We start from the raw sequence: 19,296 nt of genomic DNA on the forward strand, positions 1-19,296 counted from the left end.
TTGAGGCCGGTTGCGCTGGCAAACCTTAAAGAGTTTCTGGCAGGAGCAAAACAACTTGTGGGCTGTAGTTTTAGTTTTTCATCCCTTTTACTTACCAAAACCGGTTCTCTGAAATTTCTGTTTTCGGCCTGTTTTTAGAAAAGTAGCCCTAAAACAGCGGCCTGGCCAGATTACCCCAAAGACAGCTTTTCTCCACAGTTTGGGAAAAGGCTCTGCAAGCAAACTGCGGCTTAAAAGGTTTGCAGCTCCTCATACAACCGGTGCACAGGCAGCCCCATTACGTTAAAGTAGGAGCCTTCTATGCGTTCAATGCCTACCATGCCCAACCAGTCCTGGGCGCCGTAGCTCCCTGCTTTGTCAAAAGGGGTATATTGGTTGATGTAAAAATCAATCTCGTCACGGGTGAGGTCTCTGAAATGGACGGTGGTCACGTCAGAGAAAACCACGCTCTTCTCCAGGCTCATCAGGCAGACGCCGGTGTACACCTCATGGCTGCGGCCGGAGAGGTGCGTGAGCATGCGGGTGGCTTCAGCGTGGCTCAGGGGCTTGTTCAGCACTTTCTCATCCAGACACACAATGGTGTCGGCGGTGATGAGGACCTCCTCAGGCTGCAGGTCTTGACGGTAGGCGCTGGCTTTATGGGCGGCTAGATACTCGGCCACCTCGGCCCGCACCAGATCCGGCGGAAAATTCTCATCCACTTCCTTTACCCGCGTCTGGAACGGCAGCCCCAAATTGGTGAGCAGCTCTTTGCGGCGGGGTGAATTGGAGGCGAGGATGTAGGTTTTAGTAAAATTCATCTTCTTGTATGGAGCTAAACAGGTAACCACAGATCACCTTAGGGTAAAAGAACGTTGACTTTTGAGGCATGACTGCACCAGAAAGGCAGACGCGCTGCACTTCCTCCATCTTCACCTCATTGGTAATCAAAGCCACAGTGGCTTGGCCAGCATCTACTTTAGACAGACATTCGGCGAAGCTGCGCACGTAAGACAGGCCGGGGTACTGGCGTTGCTCTTCGGCAGAGATGCCCAGTACACGCTCCAAAAGGAAGTAGTGCATCACCGTCAGGTCCAGCGTCTTCACTTCGGGTGGGAGCGGCCAGGCCAGCTGGTCATGCACTTCCGGCTTTAGCCTGACTTTATACGCCTCGCCGCGCAGGTAAATGCCAATGGCCCATTTTTTGCCGGTGATCACCTCATTCAGGTCATAGGCTTCATCAATGGGGGTAACGGTGAAGAACTCCTGCAGCTTTGCAATAAAAACGTCTGGTGCCAGCGGGAGTTTCTCCAGCAATCTGTGCGTGGGCAGAATACGCAAATCATCTGCGGCCGCATTGGTCAGGTACATGAGGTGGTAATTGAAGGGCTCGTCACCGGTGGCAGCGGGGTGCTGCGCCAGCATTTTCTGCCGGTAAGCGAGGGAACCCTCATAGCGGTGGTGCCCATCTGCGAGAATGATTTTCTGGTCTTTCACATGGTCTACAAACCGCTGAATCACCTGCGCGTCATGAATCACCGAGAGCACATCCCGCACGCCCTGATAATCTTCTGACTCATAAATGGGCGAAGTGATGCTTTCATCCATGAACCGCTCCAGAATATGATTGTCATCTGTGTAGAGGCCGTGGGTGGCGCTGGTGTGCATCTGTGTCTGCTCCAGCAGCTCAATACGGTCATTGACCGCCGCCGGAATGGTGTTCTCATGCCGAAGGATAACCTGCTCTTCCCACGCATAGGCTTTGATGTGGCATAGAAAGCCTTTACGGCAGTACTCGCGGTCTGAGCCGGGCAGTCTAAAGTACTGGTAGTACACGTAGATGCCCGGCAGCGGGTCCTGCAGCAGAATTCCAGCGCGTTTCCAATGTTCAGCGGTGCGGCGGGCGCTTTGTGCGGGGTCTGGGCCGGGGGGCACAGACAAATGGATGCTGTTGTAGGAGTTCCGGTACAATGCCTGCCGCTGTTTCAGAGACACCACGTCAAAGAGGGGAGACGTAAGGGCATCAATGCTGAACGGTAACCGGGGGTTGTACCTGAACCCTTTCACAGGTAATATTTCTGCCATGGGCTGTTTTTAAGCTGTTTTTAGAAAAAGAGGCCAAAAACGCACCTCAAGGGGCCAGGCGCTGCAGACTCCAGCCACCCTTCGCATTGGGCTCATACACCAGCCGGTCATGCAGACGGTTGGGCCGGCCCTGCCAAAACTCCACCCGCTCCGGCACCACTACGTAACCGCCCCAATGCGGTGGGCGCGGCAGCGGGTCCTGGTCAGCAAACTTGCGGGTATTTTCTTTCTCCAGTTCCTCCAGAACGTTCCTGTCCGCAATGGGCTGGCTCTGCGGCGATGACCAGGCCCCAATCTGGCTGCCGCGCGGGCGGCTCTGGAAGTAGGTGTCTGAGGTCTCACCGTCTACCCGCTGCACCGTTCCCTCAATGCGCACCTGGCGCTCCAGCACCGGCCAGAAAAAAGTAAGGGCGGCATAAGGGTTTTGGGCCAGCTGGTTTCCCTTTCGGCTTTCATAATTCGTGTAGAACACAAAACCCTGCGCAGTGACTTCTTTCAGCAACACCACCCGGGCAGAGGGTTTTCCCTGGGCATCTGCCGTGCTCAGTGTCATGGCGGTGGCTTCATCGGCCTTGGCCGAAAGCGCCTCCTGCATCCAGGTGTTGAACTGTTCCAGCGGGCTGTGGGCCACCGCCTCCGGGGTAAGCACTTTCAGCGAATAATTGATTCTTATATCAGCAAGCGACAGTGGTGATGACATAGAAGTAGAACAATGGTTTGTATCTCCAAAAGTAGGGAATATATTTAAACACAAAGTTGTGACAGAGGCGTGCAGGAAGAATTCAGGATACTGCAATTGGGTATTTATACGTTAATTAAGTGCAGAGAAAGGGATTGCTCAAACCATATGTGCCCCTTTTTAGTACGTATAGAAGACATTGACCACAGAAAACTAGACCCTTGCAATATGGCTAAAGCGATAAAGAACGGCAGTATCCTGATTTCAGAGCCTTTCCTGGGGGACCCCAACTTTGAGAGGAGTGTGATCGTGATCTGCCAGCATGATAAAGAAGGCACCGTGGGGCTGGTGTTGAACCGTGTCTCCAACCTGCAGCTGTCTGACGTGGTAGAGGTGAACGGAGACGTGTTTGACATGGCGCTGGCCGTGGGAGGCCCCATGCAGCCCAACACCCTGCACTACATTCACCGCCTGCCCCATTTAACAGATGCCCAACCCATTGCCAGTGACCTGTACTGGGGCGGTGACTTTGAGGAACTGACCCGCTGGCTCAACCAGGGGCTGGTCAAAGAAGACGAGATCAGGTTCTTTGTTGGGTACTCCGGGTGGAGCCCCGGCCAGTTGGAAGAAGAGGTACAGAAAAATGTTTGGTTTGTAAATAACAATGCTGCAAATAAATTGCTTACTTTGAATATAGATAGCTTGTGGCGCGACATCTTGAAAGAGATGGGCGGGAAATACAAAATGTATTCCAACTACCCGGCAGACCCAAGTTTAAACTAACCCAACGGCGCAAGCCACCCGTGTATGATGAACCAGAACCCGGAAAATCAGCAGAACGACAAAACGGAAGATCAAACCGCCCAAGACCGCGCTCAGGAGCAGCGCCGCATTCTGGAGGAGCGTTTGGCCGAAATAAATTCCCGCAACCAGTCCCCGTCTGCTCCGGCAGAGCCGGCGGCCAGCCCGGTTGCAGCCGTAGAAGAACCGGCTCCTGAAGCTTCGGCGCCAGCCGCCCAGCCTGAAGAAACGGCGGCTCCAGTGGTGCAGCCTGATCAAACCCAGTCAGCGGTGCTAACCTCTGAGGAGCCAGTCACAGAACCGGCAGCGGCAGAGCCAACCGGGGCACCGGTAAGCGAACCAGCCGCCGCAGAAGAGGAGGCCACTCCGGTTGAGAACATTCCCCTGCCTGCTGCCTCAGAAGCGCCCATAGAAGAAAATCAGACAGAAGCTGAACCGGTCACGCCGGTAGCCCACGCCAATGCCCCTAACACCCCGGTGGCAGGCATTCCCGTGGCGCCCGCCGCCAACGCTCCGGCAGGTTCCGCCCCCGGGGCGGAGCATGAAGAGGAGGAGGAGGAGGACCTGCATGCGCAGGAGGAAGACATCACCAGCCTTTCCGGGGAGGAAATCAGGAAACGGATCCTGACCTTGACCAGGGAAGGCCAGCCGCGCAAAGCGGGCAAAGCAGTAGCAGAGCTATACAAGGTTTATGACCAGCACTTCCAGCTGGAGCGGGCAGAGGCCTTGAAACGCTTTGTAGCCGACGGTGGCGAAGAAGACGATTTTGAGTACCACGCCCCGCAGGAGCACAAAGAAGTGGAGCAGGCCATGCAACGCTTCCGGGAAGCCCGTTTCAGAGAGCAGCGCCAGGAAGAGGAGCAGAAAATCAGCAACCTGCAGAAGAAGCAGGACCTGCTGGAGCGTCTGAGAGCATTTGTAGAGGGTTCAGAGACCCAGACCAGCGGCAATGCCATCAAAGAACTTCAGGCCGAGTGGAAAGCCATAGGCCCGGTTCCCAACGCGGAGGCACAGCAGCTCTGGAACTCATACCATGCGCTGCTGGACATGTACTACAACAACCGCAGCATCTTTTTTGAACTGAAAGAGCTGGACCGCAAGAAAAACCTTGATGCCAAAACCCAATTGGTAGAACGGGCAGAGGCGCTGGCAAACGAGCAGAACATCAACAAAGCCTTGCAGGAACTCCGTCACCTGCATGACGAATGGAAGCATATTGGCCCTGTGCCCAATGACGTGCGTGACCAGATCTGGAACCGCTTTATACAGGCGTCTGAGCAGGTGCACAACCGCAAGAAGACTTTTTTTGAGGCTCGCCGCACTGAAGAAACCGCCAACCTGGAGAAGAAACGTGCGCTGTTGCAGGAGATTGAGCAGTTCCAGCACTTCAAAAACGAGCGCATCAATGACTGGCGCGACAAAACAGACCAGATCCAGCAGCTGAAAGAGCGTTGGGATGCGGCCGGCCTGGTGCCTAAAGAAAATGCCGAAGAGGTCAACAAAGCCTTCTGGAGCAGCTACAAAGCGTTCTTCCACAATAAAAACAGCTTCTTCAAGGCGCTGGATGAGGAGAAGATGGGCAACTACCGTCAAAAAGTAGCCCTTTGTGAGGAAGCGGAAGCCCTGCAGGAGTCTGAGGAGTGGGACAGCACCAAAGAGAAGCTGATCCAGCTGCAGAAGAAATGGAAAACCATTGGCCGCGTGCCAGACAAGTACTCAGACAAAATCTGGAACCGTTTCAGAAACGCGTGTAATACGTTCTTTGACCGTCTGCACGCAGAGGCCAAAAACCAGGAGAGCAAGCAGAACCAGCTTTCTTCGCAGAAGCAGGAGTTTCTGGAGCAGCTGGCTACCCAGGTGGCTGACCCTACCTTTGTGGGCCATTTAGACGGGTTTAACCAGGTCAGGCAGGACTGGGACAGCCTGGGAAGTGACGGCAAGCGCAATGGCAAGCAGGAAGACCGTTTCCAGCAACTGCTGGCCAAGTACCTGGACAAAGTTCCGGAGCTGACGCCTGAGCAGAAGGAGCAGACCCTGTTCAAACTGCAACTGCAGCAGCTGAAATCCAGCCCAGACGCTGACCACAAGCTGTACCAGAAAGAGCAACACCTGCGCCGCGACATTATTATGCTGGAGAATGATATCTCTACGCTCAAGACCAACATTGAATTCTTTGCCCGCTCCAAGAACGCAGAAAAACTGCGCGAGGAGTACCAGTCAAAGATTGATGATGCCAATGAGCGCATCCAGCAACTGAAGCGCCAACTGAAGGCGTTGCGGGCGCAGTAAAATTTTTCAAGTTGACTTTCAGTCTGTTGCCCAAAACCTTCAAAAAAAAGTTTGGGAGGTATTTGCAAATAGAAAACAGACTACTACTTTTGTATCGCTTTCAGCAACGATCACAGTTCTGAAAGCGAAACGCCTCCTTAGCTCAGCTGGTAGAGCAACTGACTTGTAATCAGTAGGTCGCTGGTTCGATCCCGGCAGGGGGCTCATAAAAAGGCTTCAACATCTGTTGAAGCCTTTTTTGTTATCTGCTGTTTTTGGCCTGTTTTCTGAAAAACAGGCCAAAAACGCACCTCAAGACTTTCTATGAAGAAGTGTCAACGGCTCCTGCTTCTTTCTTTGCCCCCTTTTGTTCTGGTGACATAAGGTTTCCGGTACTCCAGGAAGTGCCGCGTGGGTTCTGCTGCTTTTTCTAGCGAGTGCATAGGCATTAACTATTAGCTCCCTACTGTGTGCCTTAAACGTGCGGGGGAGGCTTACACCCTGGCGCAGAAAGAAAATAGGAATACTTCTCTGCCTGCCACTGCTTCATCTGCTGCGCGCGGTAACACCATTCCAGTGTTTCTGGCTTTCCCTTATTCTTATCCCCGCTACCTTGCTAGCGGAAGGCTTCTTTTGGAGAATCTGGAGAGAGGAGGTACACCTTTATTATATAACACAGAGTAGCTCTAGAAGGCTTCGTACAGGCTAAAGTACACAGCGGGCATTGACTTAGAGAGGGCAGCGTCTACGCGCAGGTTGATCCCCTCATCATTCAACCGGTAGCGTACTCCCAGTCCACCCGCCGGGTGAAGGCTGGTGGGGACCAGTTGAGAGAAGTCTGGGGCTACTTTGCCGGCGGCGGCAAAGGCCACTACCCCAATCCGCCAGAAGAGGGGCAACCGGTATTCTGCCTGAAACACCTCCGCGTGGCGGTCCCGGTAGCGGGCATTTAAATACCCCCGCAACAATGTGCTTCCGCCAATGGCGGCAAGGTATTGAAACGGCACCTTTCCAGAGGTGGCGGTAAACTGCGCCTGTACGGCCACCACCGCCCTGCCCGGGGCCGGAAAATACTTCCTGAAATCCAGGGTGTACCTGTTAAAGGAAGTGCTTCCCCCCAGAGCTTTCCCAAAGGCCTGCACGCTGGCTTGATGATACGCTCCCTTGCGGGGGGTGTACAGATGGTTACGGGTATCATAGCTGAGGGTGGGGCCAAGGCCGGAGGCACGGGTGCCGGTGCTGCCTTCTATAACGCCCGCGGCCAGCATGCCACTGGCTTCTGTTTCAGTTAATTCTTCATGCCTGAAGTCATAGCGTCCCCCCACATAGATTTTTGGTGAAACACGGCGCTCATACTGTACAAAGCCATCCCAGGACAGACTGGTGTAGTTTTCCTCTGCGCTTTCTGGGGCTTTGTTCCCAATCCCGAAGAACACATAAGGGTAGTCATTAAAATTTGCCGTTCCCTGCCAGTGGTCACGGTTGTGGTTCTGCCAGATGTCGGCGCGCAGGCTGGAGATAATCTGCTGCTTTAGTGTATAGAAGAAGGTAAGCGAGTAGGAGGTGGGGCGGTCCCGGACATAACTTCCGGCAGGCCGGATGACATAAATCCCCTTTGCCCCAAATGAAAAACTAGTCTCTGGGGAATAAGAGGCCACGGGGAAAATGGTCAGCTTGCGTTTGGTTTCTGCAGTCACTGAGTCTGGGGCCGCGCCTGCCGCGGGTTGAGCCCCCGCCAGAAAGGAACTACTTATTCCCATTGCACAGCCCAATATTATTTTGGCAGCCAGACCCCACTGCCATTTTAGGAGTGACTGCAACTTTTTTGCAAAGCAGGAAGGGCAGGAGAAGGCAAGAATTTCCACGGCGGTCATTCTGGTAAGGTCTACAGTTAGAATTGTCACCAAAGGTAGCAACTCCATTTTCTGTTTTCGGGCTGTTTTCCCAAAAACGGCCCGAAAACAGAACGCGGGTTATGTGACTGGCTTTTTAAAACCAGCACATATTCAGCTGGCATAATTGCTGTACCCGAGTAAATTAGTCCTTAAAAAGCCTCTGAGAAAGCAAAGTACAGATACATTCCTTCCTGAGAGAACGCCACGTCACCGCGCACCACCATGCCTTCATTGTTCAGTTTATACCGCAGGCCGCCGCCGCCAGCCGTATGAAAATCACTGAACCTGGACTTGTCCAGCCGCTGGTTTACCTGACCAGCGCCGCCAAAGACGGCGCCGCCAATTTTCCAGAAGAGCGGGAACCGGTAGTCAACCTGCGCCACCAGCGCATCTTCATCTCTAAAGCGCCCTTCTAAAAGTCCGCGCATCACGTTCACGCCGCCAATTGGCGACAGAAACTGAAAAGGGGTGTCTCCGTGGGTGAACGTAGCCATTCCCTGCACGGCCAGCACGCCCGGTCCAATTCCTGAAAAATATTTCCGGAGGTCAAACTTGTAGCGGGAGAAATTGGTCTCGCTGCCCAGGAATTTGGGAAAGTAAACAACAGACAGCTGGTGGTAATGCCCTCTGGAAGGGGTGAAAATATTGTTCCGGCTGTCAATCAAGAGCATGGGCCCAACCCCTGAGGCGGTGAACCCCTCGCTCCCTAAGATCTCCTGCCGGGCCAGCTGCCCCTCTGGCGCCACTTTGGGCAGGGTCTCATACTTGAACTCATAGCGGGCGCCCAGGTAGACCATGTCAAAAATACGCCGCTCCAGCTGCGCAGACACATTCACGGTGCGGCTGGTATAGGCTTCCTTAGCCTCTTCCGGGGTATCATTGCCCACCCCGAAGAAGAAGTACGGGTAGTCATTGTACTCCACCACGCCCTGAAAGTGCAGCCTGTTGTGTTTGCGCCAGATGTCAGTGGTGAAGGCGGTTAATATCTGTTTTCTGGTGGTGTACACCAGCGTAGGCGAAAACGTGGAAGGGCGGTCTGTATCATAGCTTCCCTTGGGTTTCCGGACGTGGATGATTTTGGTCCCGAACGCAAATTGGGTTTCTGGGGTGTAATAGGCCACGGGGTAAATGTTAAACCGCGTCTGCCGCTTAGCCAGTGAATCTGCGGGCGGTTGGTCTGGAATCTGGGCAAAAGCGGCAGAAAAAGAACCCGCCAGAAAAAGTGAAAGTACTAAAGTTCTCATTCCGCTGGGGCTAAGTAGTAGTGTGCAAACATTCCTTGTATGGGGTCGGCCGCGCCGAACATATTGAAATTTTAATATAGCACTTTTTATTCTATCTTAACTGGTAAACATTAGGTTTGGTTGTGAAATTAGAAACCTCCAGATAAGAAAAATTTGTAAACGAGCCACCTACATTATCTACTTTACTGCTGTGCCGTTCTGTTTTGGGGCTGATTCCTGAAAAACAGCCCCAAAACAGAACGGGGGCAACCCAAACTTTTTGGCTAATTTGCAGTCATGAATGCAGAGGTACTGGTAGAAAAAACAGCCCGTTACGTGGAGCGTCTTTTCACGGGCGAAGGTTCGGGACATGATTGGTGGCACATTAGGCGGGTTTGGCAGAACGCACGGGCAATAGGGCAGAAGGAAGGGGCTGATCTGACCGTGGTGCAACTGGGCGCCCTTCTGCATGACATTGCCGACTGGAAATTTCACGGGGGCGATGAAGAGGCCGGCCCTACGGCGGCGGCGGCGTGGCTCAGAAGTTTGGGTGCGGCAGAAGATTTGGTTCAACCCATCTGCCAGATCATACGGGAGGTCACGTTCAAAGGCGCGGGAGTCTCTACTATGCCTTCAACCTTAGAGGCCCAAGTTGTACAAGACGCAGACCGCCTGGATGCCATTGGGGCCATTGGTATTGGCCGCGCCTTCGCCTACGGCGGCTATAAAGGGAGGGAAATGTACAACCCTGCCATTGCGCCTGAGCTCCACGCCACCTTTGAAGCATATAAAACCAATCAAGCACCCACCCTTAACCATTTTTACGAAAAACTTTTTCTCCTGAAAGACCGTTTAAACACCCCGTCAGGAAAGCAGATGGCGCAGGAGCGCCATGATTTCATGGAGGCATTTGTGGGGCGGTTTCTGGCAGAATGGCACGGGTCTGACCCCGCGCCTGAATCATTTCAGATTCCCATCTCCATAAACCACAGTTTGTAGCTTAAAATCCTTTTTCTACCGTTTCCAGTACATGTTATCCAGGATTTTAGCTTTTCTATTTTTTGCCTCACTTTCTGTTACCAGCTGGGCCCAACGGGATTATCAGAGCTATGACCAGCTTACGTTCAGGTTAAAGCGGCTCAGTAGCCAATACCATAACCTCTGCACCCTCACCTCTATAGGTAAAACAGCCACAGGCAAAGAAGTTTGGCTGTTAACGCTGGGCCGGGAACGGGCCGCTGAAAAACCGGCTGTTGTGATTGCCGCCGGGGTGCAGGCCACGCAATTGGCCACCACAGAGCTATCTGTGCAGATGGCTGAGCAAATGCTGCTGGCAGCGTCTATCCAAGACTCGGTTTACCAGCTTCTCCGGAACAAGACCTTCTACATTTTCCCTAACCTCAACCCAGATGCTTCTGAACAATACCATGAGAAGCTACGGTGGGAGCGCACCGGGAATGCCCAGCCAAGGGATGATGACCGTGACGGCCGCATATTTGAAGATCCTTTTGAAGACCTGAACCGTGATGGTATTATCACCATGGTACGGGTTCAGGACACGCTGGGGCAGTACCGCCCTTCAACGGTAGACCCGCGCATCATGGTGCAGGTAAACCCGGCAAAAGGAGAAAAAGGCAGCTACCGCCTTCTTTCTGAAGGCATAGACAATGACCGTGACGGACTCTGGAACGAAGATGCCGAAGGAGGGGTGAATTTTAACATGAACTTCTCTTACAACTTCCCCCATTTTGAGCGGGAAGCAGGGGAGCACCCTATGTCTGAGCGGGAAACCAAAGCCTTCGCAGATTTCCTTTTCAGTACCCGGAATGTTTACTCCGTTTTTGTCTTAGGTCCTGCATCTACTTTGGCCGGGGGTGTTTCCTTTGCCCCGCCAAAGGTCTCCCTTCCGGCTGTAACAGCAGCAATGGCCCTGGATGAAAAGGTGAACCAGTTGGTCAGCCAAACTTATGCCGGTCATATATCCGCTAAAAATTTTCCGGTAGTGAACCCAACACCGGGCGACGTGGTTCAGTGGGCCTATTTCCATTACGGCAGGTTCAGCTACTCCACACCGGGTTGGTGGGTTCCCTTGATGCCTTCTGCTGAGCATTATCCTGTGCCTGAGGAAGAAATGACACCCTCAGAGAGAGAGGACCTTCACTTTCTAAAATGGGCTGAGGAGAATAGCGTCACCGGGGTATTTCTAAACTGGAAACCTATTCAGCACCCTGATTTTCCTGGGCAAAAAGTAGAAATAGGCGGCTTTGCCCCTTATGCAAAACATACTCCACCCATTCATCTGCTAAAGCCAGTTGCGCGGGAGCACCTTCGGTTTTTCTACGCCTACGCCCACTTGATGCCAGAGCTGAAGGTTACCAGCCTGCGGGCGGCACCCACCGCAGACGGAAATACCCTGGTCACGGCAGAAATTCATAACCAGGGAAGTTTACCCACCCATGCCAAGGTGGGAGACCTGCTGCCCTGGGTTTCTAAAGTGACCGTTACCTTACGGTTAGAGGCTGGCCAGAAATTGGTAGAGGGGAACGTAAAAGCCACATTTGAATCGTTGCCTGCCGGCGCCAAAGTACAAGCCTCCTGGAAAGTAAAAGGGCAGGGGTATGTGGTGGTAGAAGCCAGCAGCCCCACCGGCGGCAAACAATCTAAAGAAATAGCCCTGAGATGAACAGCCCCTGTTTAAAAAGAACCTTCTGCGCTTTTTTGCTGGCTCTCAGTTTTTGTTGGAGTCGTCATGCCAATGGGCAGCACAATAGCCATATCTTTTCAGCTTCCCCTATTGACGACCCCACAGTTGCTGTTAACTGGGAGCGCTATTATGACCACGAAGGGATCACTGAAATTTGCCGGAAACTGGTTAAGGCGTTCCCGCATCTGATCAGGATGGAATCTATTGGGGAGTCATTTCAAGGCAAAAGACTTTGGGCACTAACAGTAACAGATTTTGGTGCGGGTGACCCAGATGCAAAGCCTGCCCTGTACCTGGATGGCAATATCTCCCACAACGGCTTGCAGGGTTCTGAATACACCCTGTACACCGCCTGGTATCTACTGGAAAGCTATGGCAAAGATGCTTTCATCTCCCAACTCCTGAAAGAGAAAACCCTCTATATAATCCCGCTCCTGTACCCAGACATGCGGGACAAATTAATGGGCACTCCTGAACAAAGAGGTCCGAAGGGAGACAATAATCCTTCTGATGAGGATGGTGACGGCCTGGTAGATGAAGACGGACCTAATGATCTGAATGGGGATGGCTTTATCACCTTGATGCGCCGGAAAAACAAAGCAGGGAAGTACGTGGTAGACAAAGATCTTAAACATCACCTGCTCCTGGCTCCCAGAGGTGAAAATGGCCAATTTGATTTGATTGGGTATGAAGGGCATGATAATGATGGCGACGGGTTAGTAAATGAAGACCCGGTTGGGTACCTGAATCCAATGACAGACTGGGCGTGGGGGTGGCAACCTCAATACCTGCAGCAAGGGGCTTCTCTCTATCCTTTTTCCCTGCCAGAGAATAGAGCAGCCAAAGAGTTTGTATTGCGTCACCCAAACATTGCAGCCGCGCAAAATTTTAAGTTTCCCATTGATTTCTTTTACCCAGAGACTTCTGGTGAGGGAGATACGGCACCCACAGACACTTCCTTAGTCCAGCTCTACGCAAATTTAGAAACAGGTTACCACCAACTCCTGCCTCATCATTTTTATGCCTTGTCAAATACCCTAACGCCAGATATATATGGGGGCCAGCTGCACTGGTTCTGGCAAGCCCGCGGTATTCTTCCTTTACAGGTTGAGTTGTACCGCTTTGCCCCAGAAACAGACGATGCGAAAGAGGAGGGTGACAAACCACGTAAAAAAAGGAAAAGCAAGGAAGAAAGCTGGCTGGGGAAGGAGGCGTTTACACCCTGGACTCCGTATGAGCACCCTACTTATGGATCAATAGAGATTGGTGGCTTCAAGAAAGATTTCTTCCAAAATGCCTCAGACCTCAGCCTAAGCAAGGAGGCGCACCAGGTAATGATTCAGACGTTGTATCACCTGTACCAAACCCCTAAACTTTTAATAAGGAAACCGTCTTACAGCAGGTTACCCAACGGCAATACCGAGGTGTTTGTCACAGTTGTCAACCTCAGTAAAATACCCACACACACCCCTCATGATGTATCCCGTAAAATTGAACGCCCTGACTTTGTCAAGCTTAAAGACAGTACTGTGGTAGCGGGCATGCTAGTAACTGACAAGGGTAAAGTGATAGGCAAGGAGCAGCGTTTGAACCCCAGTAGAATTGAAGTCCCCTCTATTGGTGCTGAAGATAGTGTAAGGGTGCGCTGGGTAACAAAATCAGCCAGTCCTGTTCTGCATTTTGAGGTAGACAGCAGGAAAGGCGGCGTGGTTGAAAAGAAGTTTTGATTCAATAAAGCCCAGGCTAAAAAGAAAGAAGCGGGAAAATACTTCCCGCTTCTTTCTTTTTAGCCTCGTTACAAGCTGTCATAAAATGTTAAAACTTTCACGACATCCTCTTCCTTGTCAATGTTCACTTTTTGGGCAGTCATCCATGATTTTACTTTTTCAGCTTTATCTGGAATAGCCTCCAGAAGCGACTTTCTATTTAGCTTCACCCTCTCAAGCTTTCCATTGGCTAAAACATAGTACTGAACTTCGTCTACCAGCTCATCATATGTTTGTCCGGCACTGTAAGGCCCTTTGAAATTTGCCTCTATCTTCTTCTTGTTAACTCTTTTAAGTAGCTGTGACTTTCCATCATACAGAACAGCAAAGAAAACATCGGCTAATTTTGTATCTATTGCTTTAGCTTCCGGCACGCGTTTAAACAGTATTGGCTGGCTGTTAGTAGGGGCCTCTAAATGAAAACTGACCACTGGGCTAGTACTGAACAGAACAGTATCCTTACTGCCAGGAATCACCGCCGCTAAGTGGTTCCCATAGACATCAAACTTTAAAAGCACATTGCTATATTTTTCCGTTTTACCTGTATTATCTGTTTTTAATACAAGACTACCAGGCAACCAAGAGTTGACAAAATAGGGGTTTCCCTTCATACCCTGGTACCTGTTGTCAAATAATCTCACATTTGAATCTGAACCTCTGTTGAGGGCTTGTAGGTTGAGTTGCGCATTCATACCTACTGGACTTGAGGTTTGGCCTTGCGCTAATAGCGTGAACCCCATAGCCAAAGACATAGTCATTACAGGTTTTAAGAAATAAGAAGTCATTCTAATTTTTTATATTGTACTTCTAAATTTAAGGATTTCTTTAAATAAGTAAAAACATTGAAATAATTCCCAGCAGACTCTCATGCTCTCCATTCTAAAACAGAACTCCGCTTCTGGTTTCGCCCTGTTTTCAGAAAAACACCGCAAAAACACAAACTGTCCCGTAAAATGGTCTTATTTTTGGTGCAGTGCCTTATCAATTGCTCATTAACTTTCAGTACTTATGACCATTCCACTCCGTTTCTTTCCCCCAAAAGCCCTAATGGCGGCGGTAGCAATATGCCTCTTCTCCAGCTGCATGCCTAAGTGCCCCATCAACTCCTGCCAAACCAGAATGGTTCACAGACATGGGGAGCAACAGTTTAGGGGCATGCCCTGGTACAAAAAGCAGAACCCCAGGATAGGCGAAAAATTACCTAAAAAGTCTAAAGAAGTGAAGGAGGAAATGTACCGGAATGATAGTGGTAAAAAAGGCAAAAATTAGCATTTCACTATCTTTATAAGTAACTTGCAAGCTTATAGAAAGTACAAAATTTTAGCTCTAGTTAAGTAAAATGGCAGAAAACGAGCGGATTATTCCTATTAACATTGAAGACGAGATGCGTGGCGCCTACATTGATTATTCAATGAGCGTGATCATCTCCAGAGCACTACCAGATGTACGGGATGGCTTGAAACCTGTGCACCGGCGTGTGTTGTACGGGATGTCTGAACTGGGAGTATCCTATAACAAAGCCTATAAAAAGTCAGCCAGGATTGTAGGGGAGGTGCTAGGGAAGTACCACCCGCATGGTGACTCGTCTGTCTATGACACCATGGTACGGATGGCCCAGCCCTGGTCATTGCGCTACCCACTGGTAGACGGACAAGGGAACTTTGGATCTATTGACGGGGATTCCCCCGCCGCCATGCGTTATACAGAGGCCCGTTTGAAGCGGATTGCCGATGAACTACTGGCTGATCTGGATAAGAATACCGTCAACTTCGTTCCTAACTTTGATGACTCCCTCAAGGAGCCAAGCGTGTTACCCGCCAAACTGCCAAACCTCCTGGTGAATGGTACGTCTGGTATTGCAGTGGGCATGGCCACCAATATGGCTCCCCATAACCTTACAGAGGTGGTCAACGGGATCATTGCCTACATTGATGACACTGAAATTACCATCGCTGACCTGATGAGGTACATCACGGCCCCAGATTTCCCTACGGGAGGAATCATTTACGGGTATGACGGGGTGAAATCTGCTTTTGAGACGGGGCGCGGCCGCGTGATTGTGCGGGCTAAAGCCTCTTTTGAGACCTCAAAGTCAGGCAAAGACCAGATTGTGATCACAGAGATCCCGTACATGGTGAACAAGGCAGCTATGATTGAAAAAACAGCTGCCCTCATCAATGAGAAGAAAATTGAAGGAATCTCTGACCTGAGAGACGAGTCTGACCGGGAGGGGTTGCGCATTGTCTATGACCTGAAGCGTGATGCGGTGCCGAATGTGGTTCTGAACAACCTGTTCAAATACACACAGCTGCAATCATCTTTTGGGGTGAACAATGTGGCATTGGTGGCCGGCAGGCCTATGACCCTGAACCTGAAAGACCAGATCAAACATTTTGTGGATCACCGGCATGAGGTGGTCATCAGAAGAACAGAATACGAACTGGAGGAAGCCCGTAAGCGCGCCCACATCTTAGAGGGCTTGCTTATTGCCCTTGATAACCTGGATGAAGTCATCAATTTGATTCGTTCTTCCAGAGACCCGGAGATTGCCCGCGCAGGTTTAATAGAACGGTTTGCCCTATCTGACATCCAGGCTCGTGCCATTCTGGATATGCGTCTGCAGCGCCTTACCGGCCTGGAGCGTGATAAGATTGTAAAGGAGTACCAGGAAATCAAAGAACTCATAGACTACCTGACCTCTGTCTTAGCTGATGAAAGCCTTCGCATGCAAATCATCAAAGACGAGCTTACAGAGATCCGGGAACGTTACGGTGACGAGCGTAGAACCTCTATTGAAATGGTGTCCAGTGATATCTCTCTGGAGGACATGATCCCAGATGAGAGTATGGTGATCACCATCTCCCATGAGGGCTACATGAAGCGCACGCCACTGACGGAGTATAGAAGTCAGAGCCGGGGAGGGGTAGGTTCCAGAGGAGCTGCCGCCGCCAAGCAAGATGACTTTACCGAGCACCTTTTCATTGCCAGCACCCATAACTACCTCCTGATCTTCACTGAACTAGGCAAGGTGTTCTGGTTGAAAGTGTACGAGGTGCCGGAAGGTGGCAAAACCACAAAGGGGCGCGCCATACAGAACCTCATCAACATAGAGAAGGAAGACAATGTACGTGCCGTCATTAACGTGCATGGCCTCAAGAATCCAGATTATGTTTTAAATAACTATTTGGTTTTCTGTACAGAGCAGGGTACCATTAAAAAGACTCCTTTAGAAGCGTACTCCAGACCTAGAGCCAACGGTATACAGGCAATTACCATCAATGAAGGCGACAGGCTGTTAGATGTTCAGCTCACCAATGGGGCCAATGACATTATCATTGCGCTCCGCTCAGGCAGGGCTGTCCGGTTTCCTGAAGACAAGGTGCGGGTAATGGGCAGAACAGCCGCCGGGGTACGGGGTATAACGTTAGCCAATGAAGAAGACAAAGTAGTTGGTATGGTTTGTGTACAGAACCATGACACCAACATTCTAGTAGTTTCTGAGAAAGGTTTCGGGAAGCGTTCTGACCTGGAGGAATACCGGATTACCAACCGCGGAGGAAAAGGGGTTAAGACTTTGAACATCACAGAGAAAACTGGTCACCTGGTTTCCATCAAAGGTGTTCTGGAAACTGATGACCTGATGATCATCAACAGATCAGGTATTACCATCCGCCTGCGGGTGACTGACATCAGGTTAATAGGCCGGGTTTCACAGGGTGTGAGACTGCTCAGACTAAATGAGGGAGATGAAATTTCTTCTGTGGCCAAGATTGAGGTGGAAGATAAGGCAGAGGCTATTTTAGAGGCATCTGAGCTTCCAATTGACGAGGCGCTGAACCCGGAAGACATGACAGACCCAGAAATGACTGATCCTGATCTGACAGATCCAGACACAATTAGTGAGAATTAACCTGGAAGTGAATCAATTTCCTTTTAATTATTGTTTAGCATACAACCAACTTCACAAAACCTAAAGAAAGCAATGAAAAAGTTTCTTTTGACAGTGACAGCAGCAGTGGCAATGCAATCAGCCTTCGCCCAGACTTCAGCTATCACCAATGCCATCATGTTTCAGCAGAAGGGAACATTAGATAAGGCCAAGTCAGAAATTGATAAAGCTGTCACCAATGAAAAAACCAAGGACAATGCCAAGGCTTGGTTCTACAAAGGGGTTATCTATCAGGACCTTGCCGGTCACCCTATTTACGGGAAAACGGTAAACGCCGCAGAAGTATCAAGACAGGCGTATGAGGCCTTTGAAAAAGTACCGGCCTTAGAAAGCACTGCCAAGAAGAAAGAGTTTACCCAGCAGGCTAAAGAGCGCCAGGAGGCTTTGCAAAGCAACCTGTATGCTTTTGCTCTCAATGAAGGCGTGGAGCACTACAACAACAAAAAGTTTGCTGAAGCGCAGAAGGCCTATTTGGAGGCAGTTAAATTAAAGCCGCAGGATACAACTGCTTACATTTATGCAGCCTATGCGGCGGCGGGCAATGAAGACTATGCCAGTGCCAAGAAAATGTATAACCAGCTGGTAGAAAAGAACATGGCCTCACCAACTGTTTACAGCCAGCTCTTGTACATTGCCAGCAATGTAGAGAAGAATGACCAGGAGACATTGGCGGTGTTAGAGAAAGCCCGTAAAGCCTATCCTGAGAACAAAAACTTCATGTTGCAGGAATTAGATTTGTTTATCAAGGCTGGGAAAGGTGAAGAAAGCATGGCAAAATTAGACGCTGCTATTAAAGCAGATCCAACCAATGCCAACCTTTACACTGTAAAAGGAAACTTGCTGGAGCGCGTGAACAAAGCAGATGAAGCCCTGGCTTCTTATAAAAAAGCGGCCGAGTTAGACCCTTCCAACTTTGATGCCCAGTTCAACATGGGGGTTTACTACTTTAACAAAGGAGCCAACATGAACAACAAGGCAAATAAAATGAGTTACGCTGAGTTTCAGAAGAGCGGTAAAGCGTTACAGGCCGAGGCAAAAAAACAATTTAGCCAAGCTGTTCCTTATTTTGAGAATGCCTTGAAATTGCAGCCTAAGGACCGCAACACAGTTCAGTCGCTGTTAAAAGCTTATACTGCTTTAGACAGACAGGCCGATGCCAAGCGCATGGATACTCTCCTGCAGACGCTGTAGTTTATCAAATAAAAGAAGTAAAAAGGGGCCTGGTGCCCCTTTTTTTATGCATTGCACAGGAGTAGGGGATACCGTAACAAAAATTTTCAACAGGTACCGTTTACTGGTCAATAATATTTATCTTAACTCTGTTTTAGTACAGGAATCTACAACTATGAAAGGAATTGCCTTGATTGCCCATGACGGGAAAAAAGCTGAAATGGTAGCGTTTATTAAAGACCATTTAGAAATTTTTAACAATGTAAAGCTGGTGGCTACCGGCACCACGGGCCAATACGTGCAACAAACGGGGCTAAAAGTGAAGAAGCTTCTGTCTGGTCCCAAAGGAGGGGATGCCCAAATAGCCAGTTTGGTAGCCGAAGGGAAACTTCAGGCGGTAATATTCTTCAGGGACCCACTGGGGAAACACCCGCATGAGCCTGATGTACAGATGCTCATGCGGCTTTGTGATTTACATAATGTTGCCTTAGCCACCAATCCATCTACCGCCCGGCTGTTAGTAAAAGGACTGGAGTCAGAATTTGGGGTGGTAAAATAAAAACGAGGGAAAACAGCAATATCAGAAGCTGCTTTCCCTCAACTTTTTTACCGCGGCCGTGTATACCATTCAGAGCCTGTTTGCAATTTGTTTTTTTAATTGGCTAACAAGTGGGGTAAAAGTTGCTGGCAAAGCCATCATTGAGCAACATAGCACGCTATGGTGCAAAAGAAGGTGAACTTAGGCTTTTTTGATCTCTTTCAGAGCGAAAAAACTAA

14 protein-coding genes and 1 tRNA gene are annotated in these 19,296 nt (G+C 50.3%); 9 read left to right on the plus strand and 6 right to left on the minus strand.

What is annotated here, in order from left to right:
• Positions 1–230: 230 nt before the first annotated feature.
• From FHS90_RS09890 to pdxH, 3 genes are read right to left on the minus strand one after another with little or no spacing between them, the layout of a single operon-like run.
• Positions 231–800 carry a Maf family nucleotide pyrophosphatase gene (locus FHS90_RS09890; protein WP_182512932.1) on the minus strand — a complete coding sequence of 190 codons (570 nt, stop codon included), beginning with the start codon at positions 798–800 and terminating at the stop codon, positions 231–233.
• A complete protein-coding gene (locus FHS90_RS09895) occupies positions 787–2,064 on the minus strand; it encodes a DUF1015 domain-containing protein (protein ID WP_182512933.1) in 1,278 nt (425 codons plus the stop codon). The genes FHS90_RS09890 and FHS90_RS09895 overlap by 14 nt, the downstream gene beginning before the upstream one ends.
• Before the next feature lie 46 nt (positions 2,065–2,110).
• Positions 2,111–2,764 (minus strand): pyridoxamine 5'-phosphate oxidase, encoded by a 654-nt coding sequence (gene pdxH / locus FHS90_RS09900; RefSeq protein ID WP_182512934.1) that lies wholly within the window; start codon positions 2,762–2,764, stop codon positions 2,111–2,113.
• 207 nt (positions 2,765–2,971) lie between these two features.
• On the opposite strand from pdxH, the gene FHS90_RS09905 reads away from it, so the two are divergent.
• The 3 genes from FHS90_RS09905 (at position 2,972) to FHS90_RS09915 (ending at position 6,037) form a co-directional block, all read left to right on the plus strand.
• A complete protein-coding gene (locus FHS90_RS09905; protein WP_066835525.1) occupies positions 2,972–3,526 on the plus strand; it encodes a YqgE/AlgH family protein in 555 nt (184 codons plus the stop codon).
• 24 nt (positions 3,527–3,550) lie between these two features.
• Complete coding sequence (locus FHS90_RS09910; RefSeq protein WP_182512935.1) at positions 3,551–5,833, plus strand: DUF349 domain-containing protein; 2,283 nt, start codon at positions 3,551–3,553, stop codon at positions 5,831–5,833.
• A 131-nt stretch (positions 5,834–5,964) separates the two neighbouring features.
• Positions 5,965–6,037, plus strand: a tRNA-Thr gene (locus FHS90_RS09915).
• Between the two features lie 461 nt (positions 6,038–6,498).
• Here the strand turns inward: FHS90_RS09915 and FHS90_RS09920 are convergent.
• On the minus strand, positions 6,499–7,572 hold the full coding sequence (locus FHS90_RS09920) for a BamA/TamA family outer membrane protein (RefSeq protein WP_182512936.1): 1,074 nt from the start codon (positions 7,570–7,572) through the stop codon (positions 6,499–6,501).
• 284 nt (positions 7,573–7,856) lie between these two features.
• Positions 7,857–8,951 carry a BamA/TamA family outer membrane protein gene (locus FHS90_RS09925; RefSeq protein ID WP_182512937.1) on the minus strand — a complete coding sequence of 365 codons (1,095 nt, stop codon included), beginning with the start codon at positions 8,949–8,951 and terminating at the stop codon, positions 7,857–7,859.
• 276 nt (positions 8,952–9,227) lie between these two features.
• On the opposite strand from FHS90_RS09925, the gene FHS90_RS09930 reads away from it, so the two are divergent.
• Genes FHS90_RS09930 through FHS90_RS09940 form a run of 3 tightly spaced genes read left to right on the plus strand, consistent with a single transcriptional unit; the run spans position 9,228 to position 13,361 of the window.
• Positions 9,228–9,929 carry an HD domain-containing protein gene (locus tag FHS90_RS09930; RefSeq protein WP_066835486.1) on the plus strand — a complete coding sequence of 234 codons (702 nt, stop codon included), beginning with the start codon at positions 9,228–9,230 and terminating at the stop codon, positions 9,927–9,929.
• A 31-nt stretch (positions 9,930–9,960) separates the two neighbouring features.
• On the plus strand, positions 9,961–11,613 hold the full coding sequence (locus tag FHS90_RS09935; protein ID WP_182512938.1) for a M14 family metallopeptidase: 1,653 nt from the start codon (positions 9,961–9,963) through the stop codon (positions 11,611–11,613).
• Positions 11,610–13,361, plus strand: coding sequence for a M14 family metallopeptidase (locus tag FHS90_RS09940; protein ID WP_281367890.1), 1,752 nt, complete (start codon positions 11,610–11,612; stop codon positions 13,359–13,361). The genes FHS90_RS09935 and FHS90_RS09940 overlap by 4 nt, the downstream gene beginning before the upstream one ends.
• 68 nt (positions 13,362–13,429) lie before the next feature.
• Here the strand turns inward: FHS90_RS09940 and FHS90_RS09945 are convergent, their stop codons facing one another.
• Positions 13,430–14,185, minus strand: a complete 756-nt coding sequence (locus tag FHS90_RS09945; RefSeq protein ID WP_182512940.1) for a hypothetical protein — start codon at positions 14,183–14,185, stop codon at positions 13,430–13,432.
• A 554-nt stretch (positions 14,186–14,739) separates the two neighbouring features.
• Between FHS90_RS09945 and gyrA the strand changes: the two genes are divergently transcribed.
• The 3 genes from gyrA to FHS90_RS09960 all read left to right on the plus strand — a co-directional run bounded on the left by gyrA (position 14,740) and on the right by FHS90_RS09960 (position 19,078).
• Positions 14,740–17,310: a DNA gyrase subunit A gene (gyrA, locus tag FHS90_RS09950; protein ID WP_066835466.1), complete on the plus strand. Its 2,571-nt coding sequence runs from the start codon at positions 14,740–14,742 to the stop codon at positions 17,308–17,310.
• Positions 17,311–17,382: 72 nt separating this feature from the next.
• Complete coding sequence (locus tag FHS90_RS09955; protein WP_182512941.1) at positions 17,383–18,540, plus strand: tetratricopeptide repeat protein; 1,158 nt, start codon at positions 17,383–17,385, stop codon at positions 18,538–18,540.
• A 154-nt stretch (positions 18,541–18,694) separates the two neighbouring features.
• Complete coding sequence (locus tag FHS90_RS09960) at positions 18,695–19,078, plus strand: methylglyoxal synthase (protein ID WP_066835463.1); 384 nt, start codon at positions 18,695–18,697, stop codon at positions 19,076–19,078.
• The last annotated feature ends 218 nt before the right edge of the window (positions 19,079–19,296 follow it).

The organism is Rufibacter ruber, assembly GCF_014138425.1.
Classification (GTDB): domain Bacteria; phylum Bacteroidota; class Bacteroidia; order Cytophagales; family Hymenobacteraceae; genus Nibribacter; species Nibribacter ruber_C.